This window comes from Stenotrophomonas sp. As-7 (assembly GCF_030291015.1).
In the GTDB taxonomy this organism is placed as follows: Bacteria; Pseudomonadota; Gammaproteobacteria; order Xanthomonadales; family Xanthomonadaceae; genus Stenotrophomonas; species Stenotrophomonas lactitubi.
This window is the reverse complement of the sequence record NZ_CP127405.1, coordinates 4,232,636-4,245,300: the sequence shown is the minus strand read 5'-3', so window position 1 is coordinate 4,245,300 and position 12,665 is coordinate 4,232,636. Positions and strand designations below refer to the sequence as shown.

At 66.8% G+C, this 12,665-nt stretch carries 9 protein-coding genes; 3 read left to right on the top strand and 6 right to left on the bottom strand.

Annotated elements, in window-relative coordinates:
- Nucleotides 1-49: 49 nt before the first annotated feature.
- The 5 genes from QP457_RS19360 to QP457_RS19340 form a co-directional block, all read right to left on the bottom strand.
- The gene (locus QP457_RS19360) at nucleotides 50-2,575 is read right to left on the bottom strand and encodes a sulfite reductase flavoprotein subunit alpha (protein WP_205405128.1); all 2,526 of its coding nucleotides are present in this window, start codon (nucleotides 2,573-2,575) and stop codon (nucleotides 50-52) included.
- Between the two features lie 668 nt (nucleotides 2,576-3,243).
- On the bottom strand, nucleotides 3,244-3,804 hold the full coding sequence (locus tag QP457_RS19355) for a TlpA disulfide reductase family protein (protein ID WP_205405576.1): 561 nt from the start codon (nucleotides 3,802-3,804) through the stop codon (nucleotides 3,244-3,246).
- The gene (locus tag QP457_RS19350) at nucleotides 3,801-6,191 is read right to left on the bottom strand and encodes a protein-disulfide reductase DsbD domain-containing protein (RefSeq protein ID WP_205405575.1); all 2,391 of its coding nucleotides are present in this window, start codon (nucleotides 6,189-6,191) and stop codon (nucleotides 3,801-3,803) included. Before QP457_RS19350 ends, QP457_RS19355 begins: the two co-directional genes overlap by 4 nt.
- On the bottom strand, nucleotides 6,188-6,526 hold the full coding sequence (gene cutA, locus QP457_RS19345; protein ID WP_099820496.1) for a divalent-cation tolerance protein CutA: 339 nt from the start codon (nucleotides 6,524-6,526) through the stop codon (nucleotides 6,188-6,190). The genes QP457_RS19350 and cutA overlap by 4 nt, the downstream gene beginning before the upstream one ends.
- 68 nt (nucleotides 6,527-6,594) lie before the next feature.
- Nucleotides 6,595-8,385 (bottom strand): endonuclease, encoded by a 1,791-nt coding sequence (locus tag QP457_RS19340; protein WP_205405574.1) that lies wholly within the window; start codon nucleotides 8,383-8,385, stop codon nucleotides 6,595-6,597.
- A gap of 353 nt (nucleotides 8,386-8,738) precedes the next feature.
- Here QP457_RS19340 and QP457_RS19335 point away from each other — a divergent pair, with 353 nt between their 5' ends.
- The gene (locus tag QP457_RS19335; protein WP_089237231.1) at nucleotides 8,739-9,026 is read left to right on the top strand and encodes a co-chaperone GroES; all 288 of its coding nucleotides are present in this window, start codon (nucleotides 8,739-8,741) and stop codon (nucleotides 9,024-9,026) included.
- Nucleotides 9,027-9,109: 83 nt separating this feature from the next.
- A complete protein-coding gene (gene groL, locus QP457_RS19330; RefSeq protein WP_025878650.1) occupies nucleotides 9,110-10,759 on the top strand; it encodes a chaperonin GroEL in 1,650 nt (549 codons plus the stop codon).
- 114 nt (nucleotides 10,760-10,873) lie between these two features.
- Here groL and QP457_RS19325 read toward each other — a convergent pair whose 3' ends face one another.
- Nucleotides 10,874-11,842 (bottom strand): pepsin/retropepsin-like aspartic protease family protein, encoded by a 969-nt coding sequence (locus tag QP457_RS19325; RefSeq protein ID WP_205405573.1) that lies wholly within the window; start codon nucleotides 11,840-11,842, stop codon nucleotides 10,874-10,876.
- A gap of 111 nt (nucleotides 11,843-11,953) precedes the next feature.
- Here QP457_RS19325 and QP457_RS19320 point away from each other — a divergent pair, with 111 nt between their 5' ends.
- Nucleotides 11,954-12,664 carry a response regulator transcription factor gene (locus tag QP457_RS19320; protein ID WP_099820499.1) on the top strand — a complete coding sequence of 237 codons (711 nt, stop codon included), beginning with the start codon at nucleotides 11,954-11,956 and terminating at the stop codon, nucleotides 12,662-12,664.
- Nucleotide 12,665: the final 1 nt, after the last annotated feature.

Genomic DNA, 12,665 nt, shown 5'->3' with positions numbered 1-12,665 from the left:
CTGTTGAAACCCATGACGGGTAACGCCGGGCCATGCCCGGCGAATGGACTCAATACACGTCGCGCCGGTACCGTCCGTTCTCCAGCAGCAGTTCCACCGCTTCATCGCCCAGTGCCTCGCGCAGCACCTGATCCACGCCTTCGGCCATGCCATGCAGCGATCCACACACATGGATCACCGCACCGCGTGCCAGCCACGCGTGCAGTTCATCCACCGCAGCACGCAGGCGATGCTGCACGTAGCTGCCATCGTCGACATCACGCGAGTACGCCTGATCCAACCGCAGCAGGTGCGCGTCAGCCTGCCATCGGATGATTTCCTCGGCGAACAGGAAGTCGTGCGCGCGCTGGCGCTCGCCGAACAGCAGCCAATGACCGTGCTCACCGTGATGCGCCGCTTCGCGCAGCAGGCTGCGCAGGCCGGCGATGCCCGTGCCGTTGCCGATCAGCACCATTGGTGCACCTGGCTGCCGATGGAAGCCAGGGTTGCGATGCACGCGGGCCGCAACCGCACCCTTCAACGGCGCATGCAGCGCCAACCAGCCCGAGCCCAGCCCCGCGCGACCTGCTGCGTCGTGGACCAGCCGGACCACCAGTTCCACCTCGCCATCGGCGGCGCATGAGGCGATGGAGTATTCACGCCCGGGCAGTGTTGGCAGGCCTGACAGCCACTGCCCTGCATCCTGTATTCGCACTGCACTGCCGGCTTCGGGCAGCGCGCGTTCGCTGGCCTGTTCCAACAGCGTTTTCGCAGCACCGTCGATAAGTACCGTCTGCACGGGATCCAGGCCATGCGCCCGCAGCACTGTGTGCACATGCAGCGCGTCATGGCGTGGCGCGATATGCAGGATGTCGCCGGCCTGCCAATCGACATCAGCCGGTGGTGCCAAGCGGATCTTCCAGATCTGGCCACCGATGCTGCCGGCGTTGAGCAGGGTGCGGCCGAGCAGACGCCAGTCATGCATCACCGTGGCGGCTGGCAGCACGCTGTCATCGGTGTCGATGCCGGTCAGCCCGGTCAGCTGCATCTGCCACTGGCGCAGCGCCGCCACCGAAGCTGCATCGACATCGATTCGCGCGAACAACGGCTGTGCGCCCGCGCGGGTCAGCCAGTAGTCCATCTGCATGCCGAATCCGCAGAACCGCTCGTACTGGTGGTCGCCCAATGCCAGCATGCCGTAGCGCAGTCCGGACAACGCCGGCATCTGTGCCAGCAGTTGGCGCGCGCTGCGCCGTGCGTTGTCCGGTGGCTCGCCATCACCGAAGGTGCTGAGCACGAACAGCGCCTGTGTGGTGGCTTGCAGCTGCGTGGCAGTCACGCGCGCAAGCGGCAGTACCTGCACCCCGTGGCCGGCCGCCTGCAGCTGTGCCGCCGCACGCCAGGCCAACTGTTCGGCCAGGCCGCTCTGGCTGGCATGCACCACCAGCCACGGTGTGCCCCCGGCGTGGAGTGCTGCTGCCGGAACGGTCTGCCGCAGCGCGCGCGCGGCGCGCTGGCCGCGGCGGCGGTCCAGGTACAGCAGCCAACCGGTGACGAAGAACAGGCACATGCCCAGGCTGCTGAGCATCACCACGATGCGTCCGGGCATGCCGAAGAAGCTGCCCGAGTGCAGGGCGAACATGCTGGTGGTGAGCTGGCCGCCGGCCCCCTGGCGTGCGTACGGGCGCGCGTCGAGAACCGCGCCGGTGGCCGGGTCGAGCTGCAGCAGGTCATGCGCCCGGTCGTGATGGCCACCGCGTTGAGCGGGGTCAGCCGACATCACCCTCACGTTGAGCGCTTGACCGGGCTTCTCCGGCAGGCGCAGGTCGATGAAGCCCTGACGCACACCGGGCAGCGCATACAGCGTGGCCTCGACATTGTGCAGATCCAGGGGAAGATCCGTGGCGAGTCTGTGCTTGGCGTGTGGCGCGACACCCAGCAGCTGGGTCAGCCCGTTGCGGTACCAGTCGAACGACCACCACAACCCGGTCAGCGCGCTCATCAGGTAGATCAGCAGTACCCAGGTGCCGATCACCGAATGCAGGCTCCACAGGAAGCCGCGGCCCTTGCGCGCCCACTCCACCGCCAACCAGCTGCGCAAGTGCCACCAGCGACGCGGCCAGCGCAGGTACAACCCGGACAGGGTGAAGAACAGCAGGGCGATCGCGCAGCTGCCGGTGATCCACGAGCCGCGTTCGCCGGCAACCATATGGCGGTGCAGGTCCTCGACGAAATCGAAGAAAGCCTGCCCGCGCAGCGCACTGAAGCGCTCGCCGCTGTAGGGGTCGAAATACACCCAGTGGTCCTTGCCACCGGCAAAGCGCGCGACAGACGGTCGCTGGCCGCTGGCATCCACCCGCAGCCGCTGCAGCGGCCGCTCGCTGCCCGCCTGCAGCAACGGCACCAGTTCACTTAACGCGAGCGGTTGCTGGTTGTCGGCATGGTGTTCGGCGATGGCGGCGAAGCCAGGATTTGCTGCGCGCAGCAGCTCATCCTCGAACGACAGGACGGCGCCGCTCAGGCCCATCACGGCCAGGATGGCACCCGCGCTGATGCCCAGCAGCCAGTGCAGTTGGAACAGGACGTTCTTGAACATCGGGATCGAGGGCCGTCGAGGCTGCCGCCCGCATCCTGCGCAACAGCAAATGAGAATTAATCTCGTAATTCTCCGGGTCGCGGGCCGCTGCGGTCAAGGAGGGGTTGCCGGCAGGGCTGCGCCCTGCACCCGCCGAAGCGATAGTGCCGGCCGCTGGCCGGCAACCTCAACGGCAACAGCCGAAGCAACGGCAGAAGCGTGCATTCCGTGGGATGGCGGGGTGGGTCCGGTTGCGGGGGACGCTGCAAGTACGTCCCTGTAAGCTCGGTCGCGCCATCCATGGCGCTCACGCCCCCGCAACCGGACCCACCCCGCCTTCGACAGATTTCCGCGGTCTGTCGGAATGGCATGGCCTGCTCTTGGTGGGTGTCGACCTTGGTCGACACGGTAGATCCACGCCATGCGTGGATGCTCTTCGTTCAATTGTCGAAATATTCGATTCCGATGGAGATTCATCCACGCATGAGGTGGATCCATCAGACGCCGGAAATCTGTCAGAGGTGGGGCGGTGTCGGAGTGCGGGGTGTCCGCGGCATGGATGCCGCGGCCAAGCCTACAAGGACGTACTTGCGGCGTCCCCGCACTCCGACACCGCCCCGCCATCCCACGGACGCCCGCTGTTGCCGTTGATTCGGCTTCTGCAGGTGCAGGGCGCAGCCCTGCCGACCTTACTTCGCCCAGCCTTCGATCTCGCCGTGCGCGAACGGGCCGAGCTTGGCCTTCACCATCCGGCCCTGCGCATCGAACAGCACGCTGTACGGCAGCAGGCCCTGCGCATTGCCCAACTGCACGCTGGCATCGCGTGGGCCCGGGGTATCCAGCACGATGGGATAGTTCACCGGCACCCGCTGCAGGAAATCGCGCACGCCGTCCGGTGTATCCAGCGCCATGCCCAACACCTGTACGCCGCGCGTGCCCTGGCCCTCGGCAAAGCGGGCCAGCTCGGGCATTTCTTCCACGCACGGGCCGCACCAGCTGGCCCAGACATTGACCAGCAATGGCCGGCCCTTGAAGCGTTCGCGGATATCCAGCGCGTGGCCTTCGCCATTGGGCAGGACCAGCGCCGGCAGCGGATCACCAGGGCGCAGCATCGGCAGCGCTGGCGGTGACACGGCAACAGGCGCTGGGGTTTGCGCCGCCGGCGCCGGCGCCAGCCGATTGCCGGCCCACAGACCAAGCCCGGCAGCCAGCACCGCTGTCCACAGCAGTGCTGGCCGTTGCCACTTCATCGTGCGGTGCGCAGCAGCGCTTCTTCCACCAGCGCCTGGGTCAGCAGGGTGGGCAGCACCGTCGGCGGTGCGCCGGGGCCGTATACCACGTACAGCGGCACGCCCACGGCCTTGTGCTCATCCAGGAAGGCGGTGATCTGCGGGTCCACATTGGTGTAGTCGCCGCGCATGTACACCGCGTTGGTACGCTTGAGCAGTTCCTTGAACTCCGGACGCGACAGCACCGCGCGCTCGTTGGCCTTGCAGCTCACGCACCAGTCGGCGGTCATGTTGACGAACACCACGCGGTTGTCGGCGCGCAGGCGGTCCAGCATCTGCGGCGAATACTCCACCACGTTCTCGCTGCTCGCCTGCGCGGCACGAGCCGGCGGTGCCAGCTGGGTCACGGCCCACACCGGCACCAGCGCCGCGATCACCAGCAGCACGCCCAGCAGCCCGGCCGCGCGCTGGCTGCGCCAGCGGCTGCGCTCGAACAGCCACAGGCCACCGGTGAGCAGCAGCAGGCCACCCAGCGCCAGCGCCATGCCATCCACACCGCGCTGCTTGCCCAGCACCCACAGCAGCCACAATGCGGCGGCATACATCGGGAAGGCCAGCACGTGCTTCAGGGTTTCCATCCACTGGCCCGGCTTGGGCAGGCGACGGGCCAGCGCCGGCACGAAACCGATCAGCAGGAACGGCAGGGCCAGGCCCAGGCCGAGGAACAGGAACACCAGCATCGCCGCCACCGGCGGTGCAACGAAGGCATAGGCCACCGCCGGACCGAAGAACGGACCCACGCAGGCACTTCCGACCACGCAGGCCAGCACGCCGGTGAAGAAGTCGCCGGCCGGGCCACTGCGTCGCGCCAGCGACTGGCCGAAGTTGCCGATGCCGCCGCCCATGGTGAACACGCCGGACAGGCTCAGGCCCACCGCGAACATGATGTAGGCCAACGCCGCGACCACGCCGGGATGCTGCAGCTGGAAACCGATGCCGACCGCGTTGCCGAGCATGCGCAGGCCGACCATCAGCGCGCCGATCACTGCGAAGGCAACCAGCACGCCCAGCGTGTACCACATGGCATGGCTGCGGGCGCGTTCGGGGCTTTCGCCGCTCTGCGCCAGGCTCAGCACTTTCAGCGACAGGATCGGCAGCACGCAGGGCATCAGATTCAGCACCAGGCCACCGCCCAGCGCCAGCAGCAGTACCCACAGCAACGAGCTGTCGGTTTTCGGCACGCGGCTGGGGGCCTTGGTACGCAGCGCATTGTCCTGCTGCGCGTCGGCAGCGAAGGCATCGCGCGCGCCGCTGCTGGCGTCGGCACCACCCGTGGCGGCCGGCGCGTCGTTGGGCACGGTCGGAAGCAGGCGCAGCGGCGTGCCGTTGGCGGCCTCGCGGGTGCTGGCAGCGGTCGAAGCGGGCAGCGAACGGATCACTTCGTCGCGTGCAGCAGGTGCATCACTGGTGGCGTTGGCCTTGCCGGCGGGGATCGACAACTTCACCCGGCGGGTCATCGGCGGGTAGCAGATGCCATCGGTCTGGCAGCCCTGGAAGGTCACCACCAGCGTGCTGTCTACGGCCTCGGCGCGGCTGCGGCGCAACGGCACCGGCACTTCCACCTGGTTGAAATAGACCGCCACGTCACCGAAGTGCTCGTCGCGGTGCGATTGCGCCGCCGGCCAACGCGGCTTGTCGGCCAGTACCCCGGGGCTGCCTTCCAGCTTCAGCGAGGTGCGGTCGCGATAGAGGTAATAGCCCGGTGCCGGGCTGAAGCGCAGCAGCAGCGTGTTGCCATCGCTGGCGATGGCATCGAAGCCGAATGCCTGTTCCGACGGCAGCGGCAGTGCCTGGCTGTTGCTGGTGCCCGGCAGCCGCAGGCCACCGCCACTGCCGGCGCCAGCCAACGGGTTGTTGAACGCACTGGCGCCGGTGGCGCGTGCGGTCGGCAGCGTGGCAGCCGCACCGCCCGCGCCGGGCAGGGTCACCTGCACTACGCGCTTCTGCGGCGGGTAGCACACACCGGCATCGGCGCAGCCCTGGTAACGCACTTCCAGGCTGATGGTGCCGGCGGCATCGGTGGGCGCGCCGGGCAGGGTGGCCTGCAGGCGCTCGCGGTAGGTCTCCACCTCACCGAAGAAATCGTCGTGGTGCTTCTTGCCTGCGGGCATCTGCAGCGCAGCGGCATTGAAGGCAGGATCGGCCTTCACCGTGGTGCGGTGGCGATACAGGTAATAGCCGGGGGCGATCTTGAACTGCAGTTGGATCTGGCCACGTTCGGGCGCGCTGGCGGTCAGCGCGAACGCCTGGTCCACCGGCAGCAGATCTTTTTCATCCAGCGCGAAGGCCGGCAATGAAAGCCACAACAGGGCGCACAAGGCGGCGCCACGCGCAAACAGAGTCTTCAATCAGTGTCCTCCCGGGTCTGTGCCCGGATCCAGTCCAGATACGCCGGCAGGCCGGCCCGGGTTTCGACCGCAATGCACTCCGGGAGTTCATACGGATGCAGTTCGACGATCCGGGCGATGGCTTCATCGACACGGCTTGCGGTGGTCTTCACCAGCAGCTGCAGTTCGGCGTCGGTGGTGACCTCGCCCTGCCAGCGGTACGTCGACTGTGCGCCGTCCAGGCGGGTGACGCAGGCAGCCAGGTGCTCGGCGACCAGCGCGTGCGCGATGCGCTCGGCACTGGCCCGGTCCGGGCAGGTGGTCAACAGCAGCAGGACGGGATCGACGTTCGACATGACCGTCGAGTATAGGGCCGTCGCCGGGGCAGGGCCCGGCGACGGCAGTGGACCGCAGCGTTGCGCGGTCAGTTGGCCAGCTGGCAGGTGGCCGGCTTGGCCGAGGTGAACAGGGCCGGGGTGGCCCACTCGGGGTGGTCGATGAACGGGTTGCGATTGCCCTGGAAGCTGTAGATCACGTCATTGCGCGCCTGCTCGGCGGCATCCGGCGGATCGGACAGGTGCCAGTCGATCAGGGTCGACAGCAGCCCCATGTAGGCCGGCGAACTGCTGGTCTTGACGATCTTGCTGCGGTCGTCGGTCAGTTCCAGGTCCGGTTCGGACTGGCCGGTGGCCGCATCCTTGCCCCCTTCATAGCGGATGGCCATGTACATCACCGCACGTGCCATGTCGCCCTTGCGATGGCCCCACACCTCGAAGGTACCGGCATTGCCATCCGGCGTGCGCACCCAGTTCGAATTGCCCGGGTAACCACCGCTGCCGCCGCCCTGGCCGTTGTTGGCCTCGGTGGCACGCTCGCCACAGTTGGCATCGCACTTGCCGAACGGCTTGTTGCCGCGGTCGGCGTTCCACTGTGCGTCGGTCAGGTACAGCATGTGGGTGTCGGTGTAGGGCGCGTACGGCAGGCCCTTGTCGCCGGTGGTGCTGGCAAAGCCCAGCGAATTGGGCCAGGTGTGCTCGCGGTTGTACTTCAGGCCACCGCCGCTGCCGGCACGGTCGGTCACCTTGGTGTAGCTGCGGTTGCGATAGGCATCGAGGATCCGGCCGCTGTTGTTCGGATCTTCGTCGGCGATCTCCAGGATGGTCCAGGTGCTGGTGCCCGAGCCGCTGTACGGATACGCGGTGTGGCCCTTGATGGTGGCGTGCAGCGAGCAGCGCAGCTGGCTGGGGCTGCTGGTGTTGACCTTCGAGTAGTAGCCCGCCGGGCCGCCGGGATTGCCCGGGTCCGGGTTGCCGGTGGTGGTGGCCACGGTGAAGGCGATGCGGCTGTCGGTCGCCGGGCGGGCACCCTGCGCATCGGTGATGCGTGCGGCACGGATGTCGAAGCGGCAGGCTTCACCGGCGACCAGCGCGGTATTGGTCGACAGCTTCACGCTCTTGCCGCTGGCCGGCCAGGTCAGCGGTACGCTGCCGGAGGTGCCGCAGGTCAGTGCGAAGGCGTCGCTGGCGAGGTTGACCGTCTCGCTGAACACCACTTCCAGGTCGGCGGCGGCCGGGAAGGTGCTGCTGCCCTGTGCCGGCGTGGTGGTGGACACCGATGGCGGCGTGTTCGGGCCCGGGGTGCCACCGCCGCTGAAGGTCTGGTTGTTGTTGCAGCTGCCGAAGGTCTGCCTGGCCGATTCGGCCCAGGTGAAGTGCGCGTACTGGCTGCCGCTGCCGGTCAGCTGCAGCGAGGTGCCCGCCGCGGTGCTGTTGGTTTCGGCAACCGGAATGTTCTGGCTGGTCATGCCGGCGGCGGGGCCACCGGAGGCGGTGATCGCGCCCTCGTAGCTGAGGAACTGGACCACCTTGCCACTGGCGTCGACCAGGGCGATGCCGTCATTGGGGCCGTTCTGCAGGCCGTTGGTGGGGTAGGTGACCACGGCCAGGGTGGCGCTGCCGCAGCTGGCGGCGGTTCCCGCCGGTACCGCGTTGTTGGCGTAGACCGTGGCGGCCGACGGATTGCTGCCGTTGTAGAGGTACAGGCGGTAGCCGGACAGGTCCTCGCCGGCGGTGGCGACCACTTCGATGGCTTCGCCGACGTCACCGGCAGCGGTGCTGTCGTCGTAGTGCAGTTCGTTGATGAAGACCTCGGCCTGGGCCGGCGCGGCGGCCAGTGCCAGCAGGCAGGCGGCGGCGAGCGGGGACAGCAATCGCATCGACTACTCCTTGTGATTGGGAATGCCGGGCCACCCTAAAGCCGATCTGGTGACACTTTGTCGTAAATGAACGCCAGATATCTGACAGTGAGACGGCGGTCACCAAATGCCCGCGATTTCCCCCTTGGCTTGCCGCGTCGCATCCCTATAAAGGCGTCCGCGCAGGAATGGAGCGCCGCCGGGTCTCCGCAGAAAAATTTCGGCGGCGGGCCTTGAAAGGCCTCCGGAGGTCTCCATCTCTGTCGTGCTCCCGACCTGTCGGGCTTTTTCACGCGCGTTGCTGGCAGTCGCCTGGTGCGAGTGCTAACATCGCCGGACTTTTTCAGACCAATCAATAACTTAAGAGGTCCCACATGAGCATCAAGCCGCTGCACGACCGCGTTGTGGTCAAGCCGATCGAAGCCGACGAAGTTTCCGCCGGTGGCATCCTGATCCCGGACTCCGCCAAGGAAAAGTCCACCAAGGGTGAAGTCGTGGCCGTGGGCCCGGGCAAGCCGCTGGACAACGGCACCGTGCGCGCGCCGTCGCTGAAGGTCGGTGACAAGGTCATCTACGGCCAGTACGCCGGCAGCTCGTACAAGAGCGAAGGCGTCGAGTACAAGGTCCTGCGCGAAGACGACGTGCTCGCCGTCATCGGCTGAGCGTCGGCGCGACCTGCTTCATACCCTGATTCCAAACACCCAGCTGCCGGGCATGGCCCGGCGCTACCAATGAGGTAACTGCAATGGCTGCCAAGGATATTCGTTTCGGTGAAGACGCCCGTTCGCGCATGGTGCGCGGCGTCAACGTTCTCGCCAATGCCGTCAAGGCTACCCTGGGCCCGAAGGGCCGCAACGTCGTGCTGGAGAAGAGCTTCGGCGCCCCGACCATCACCAAGGACGGCGTGTCCGTCGCCAAGGAAATCGAACTGGCTGACAAGTTCGAGAACATGGGCGCGCAGATGGTGAAGGAAGTCGCGTCGCGTACCAACGACGACGCCGGCGACGGCACCACCACCGCCACCGTGCTGGCCCAGGCCCTGATCCGCGAAGGCGCCAAGGCCGTTGCTGCCGGCATGAACCCGATGGACCTCAAGCGCGGTATCGACAAGGCCGTCGTGGCTGCCGTCGCCGAGCTGAAGAACATCTCCAAGCCGACCGCTGACGACAAGGCCATCGCCCAGGTCGGCACGATCTCGGCCAACTCGGACGAGTCGATCGGCCAGATCATCGCCAACGCGATGAAGGAAGTCGGCAAGGAAGGCGTGATCACCGTTGAAGAAGGCTCGGGCCTGGACAACGAGCTGGACGTGGTCAAGGGCATGCAGTTCGACCGCGGCTACCTGTCCCCGTACTTCATCAACAACCAGCAGTCGCAGACCGCTGACCTGGATGACCCGTACATCCTGCTGCACGACAAGAAGATCTCCAACGTCCGTGACCTGCTGCCGGTGCTGGAAGGCGTCGCCAAGGCCGGCAAGCCGCTGCTGATCGTCGCCGAGGAAGTCGAAGGCGAAGCGCTGGCGACCCTGGTGGTCAACACCATCCGCGGCATCGTCAAGGTCGTGGCCGTCAAGGCGCCGGGCTTCGGCGACCGTCGCAAGGCGATGCTGGAAGACATGGCCGTGCTGACCGGCGGCACCGTGATCTCCGAGGAAGTCGGCCTGTCGCTGGAAAAGGCCACCATCAAGGACCTGGGCCGCGCCAAGAAGGTGCAGGTTTCCAAGGAAAACACCACCATCATCGATGGCGTGGGTGACAAGGCTGCGGTCGATTCGCGCGTTGCGCAGATCAAGACCCAGATCGAAGACACCTCCTCGGACTACGACCGCGAGAAGCTGCAGGAGCGCGTGGCCAAGCTGGCCGGTGGCGTTGCAGTGATCAAGGTCGGCGCTTCGACCGAAATCGAAATGAAGGAAAAGAAGGATCGCGTCGACGACGCCCTGCACGCGACCCGTGCGGCCGTTGAAGAAGGCGTGGTTCCGGGCGGCGGCGTTGCCCTGGTCCGTGCGGTCTCCGCGCTGGCTGGCCTGAAGGGTGCCAACGAAGACCAGAACCACGGCATCCAGATCGCCCTGCGCGCGATGGAAGCCCCGCTGCGCGAAATCGTCGCCAACGCCGGCGAAGAGCCGTCGGTCATCGTCAACAAGGTCAAGGAAGGCACCGGCAGCTTCGGCTACAACGCCGCCACCGGCGAGTTCGGTGACATGCTGCAGTTCGGCATCCTGGACCCGACCAAGGTGACCCGTTCGGCGCTGCAGAACGCAGCCTCGATCGCTGGCCTGATGATCACCACCGAAGCCATGGTTGCCGACGCTCCGAAGAAGGACGAGCCGGCCATGGGTGGCGCTGGTGGCATGGGCGGCATGGGTGGCATGGGCGGCATGGACTTCTAAGTCCCGCTGCACCGGTAGCGGCCGACCCAGGTCGGCACGCTTCCCTGCTGCAATAAAAAACCCCGCCGCAAGGCGGGGTTTTTTTGTGGGCGATGATCGGTGTTTGCTGCGCAACTACCGGGCAGCTGCCGGAGTGTCCTGCAGCTGCGGCTTTTCACTGCGACGCAGGCAGATCCACTCGGCGCCGCTGCCGATCTGCACGCGGGTATCTGTCATGGCATCAGCGCCCAGAATCAACGCGGGGCGTTCTTTCAGTCCCAGCGAGGCAAACACCGGCAGTTCACTGATGCGCACTTCCTGCGTCGGGTGTTCCCAGCTGCCCATGCGCAGTCCCGGCAAGGGCGCCAGCCAGGTTTCCACCACCCGTTCGCCGAGGCCCTGCGTACCTTTGGCGCGGACCGTCACTCGTGCGTCGCTGCCGTCGGTGCGAAAACCGAGTGCTGCAGCGGCGGCTGCATTGAGCACCGTCTGTGCCGCGCCGGTGTCGACAACCGCAATGACCTCGACGTCGGTACCGGGCACCTGCATCTGCACGAAGCCGAAGCGCTGCATGCTGGCATCGCGCACGGGCAGGGCATTGCGCAGGCATGCGTCATCGTGCACCAGCGATCCGGCCGGCTGCAGCAGCACCTGCTGCGCGGCGATGTCATAGGTGGTGTCGAAGCGGCTGGTGACATCGTTGCCGAGAATGCCGTCGATGCGGCGGCCAGTCCTGCCGGCAAGCCTGCTCAGATCGGTCTGCAGCATCGCAGCGTCAAAGGCGAAGGTGCCCAGGTGCCAGCTCGCGTTACGGGTGCGCCGCAGTACCGTGCTGCGGTCGGTAGCGCCTTCCACGCGTGTCTCGACACTGGCCGCATCTTCCAGCCCACGGCGGCGGGCTGTCGCCTCATCCACTATGGTGGCGCCAGCGGCGCTGTCGATGACGAAGTGTAGCGGCTCGACGCTGTCGCCCAACTGCATCGCCACGGCGGGGTGCCCGCCCTGCATCCACATCGGCAGTACATGGGTTTGCGGGGCAGCTGGGGCGGCCATCAGCGGTGGCGTGGTCATGCAGGCAAGCGCCAGCAGGGTACGGATTCGCATCGTACAGGTCTCCATTGGGGAGGCCATTGCAGCCCACCCGCGTATCCGGCAGATGTCCGCTCCGGCTTCGGCAGATACAGTCCTGATACAAACGCGCGCCATAATCGCCGCATGACTGCAGCAACCGACATCGTGGTGGTCGACGATGACCTCAGCATCCGCGAAGCGATTGCCGATTGCCTGCGCGCGCATGGCTACCACGTACGGGTGGCGGCCCACGCGGCCGCACTGGACGAACTGCTTGCCCAGCGGGGTACCGACCTGATCGTGCTGGACTGGATGATGCCAGGCGAAGATGGACTGTCGGTATGCCGTCGCCTGCAATCGAGTGGCACCCCCATCCTGATGCTCAGTGCGATGGCAAGCACGCCCGACCGCGTGATCGGCCTGGAAGTGGGTGCCGATGACTACCTGGCCAAGCCCTTTGACCCGCGCGAACTGCTGGCACGGGTACGCGCACTGCTGCGGCGGGTGCAGAAGCAGGCCGACAGCGCGCAGGCCGCGGTGCTGCACTTCGATGGCTGGCAGCTGCAGCTGGAACACCATCGCCTGCTGACGCCCGCCGGGGCCGACGTCACCCTCACCAGCGGCGAGTTCGCACTGTTGTGCGCGCTGGCCGAGCGCGCCGGTCGCGTGCTCAGCCGCGAGCAGTTGCTGCTGTTTACCCGGGGCGATGCCAGCGAGTCGTTCGACCGCGCCGTCGATCTGGGTATCAGCCGCCTGCGGCGCAAGCTTGCACAGGTCGCGCCTGGCGGCGAAGCACTGGTGCAGACGCTGCGCGGCCAAGGTTACCGGTTCTCCGCCTCGGTCAGCCGCCGATGAA

Bases quoted from the DNA above. Each gene is read 5' to 3' on its own strand.
- QP457_RS19360 (WP_205405128.1), bottom strand. From the start codon at position 2,575: ATGTTCAAGAACGTCCTGTTCCAACTGCACTGGCTGCTGGGCATCAGC.
- QP457_RS19355 (WP_205405576.1), bottom strand. From the start codon at position 3,804: ATGAAGTGGCAACGGCCAGCACTGCTGTGGACAGCGGTGCTGGCTGCC.
- cutA (WP_099820496.1), bottom strand. From the start codon at position 6,526: ATGTCGAACGTCGATCCCGTCCTGCTGCTGTTGACCACCTGCCCGGAC.
- QP457_RS19340 (WP_205405574.1), bottom strand. From the start codon at position 8,385: ATGCGATTGCTGTCCCCGCTCGCCGCCGCCTGCCTGCTGGCACTGGCC.
- QP457_RS19335 (WP_089237231.1), top strand. From the start codon at position 8,739: ATGAGCATCAAGCCGCTGCACGACCGCGTTGTGGTCAAGCCGATCGAA.
- groL (WP_025878650.1), top strand. From the start codon at position 9,110: ATGGCTGCCAAGGATATTCGTTTCGGTGAAGACGCCCGTTCGCGCATG.
- QP457_RS19325 (WP_205405573.1), bottom strand. From the start codon at position 11,842: ATGCGAATCCGTACCCTGCTGGCGCTTGCCTGCATGACCACGCCACCG.
- QP457_RS19320 (WP_099820499.1), top strand. From the start codon at position 11,954: ATGACTGCAGCAACCGACATCGTGGTGGTCGACGATGACCTCAGCATC.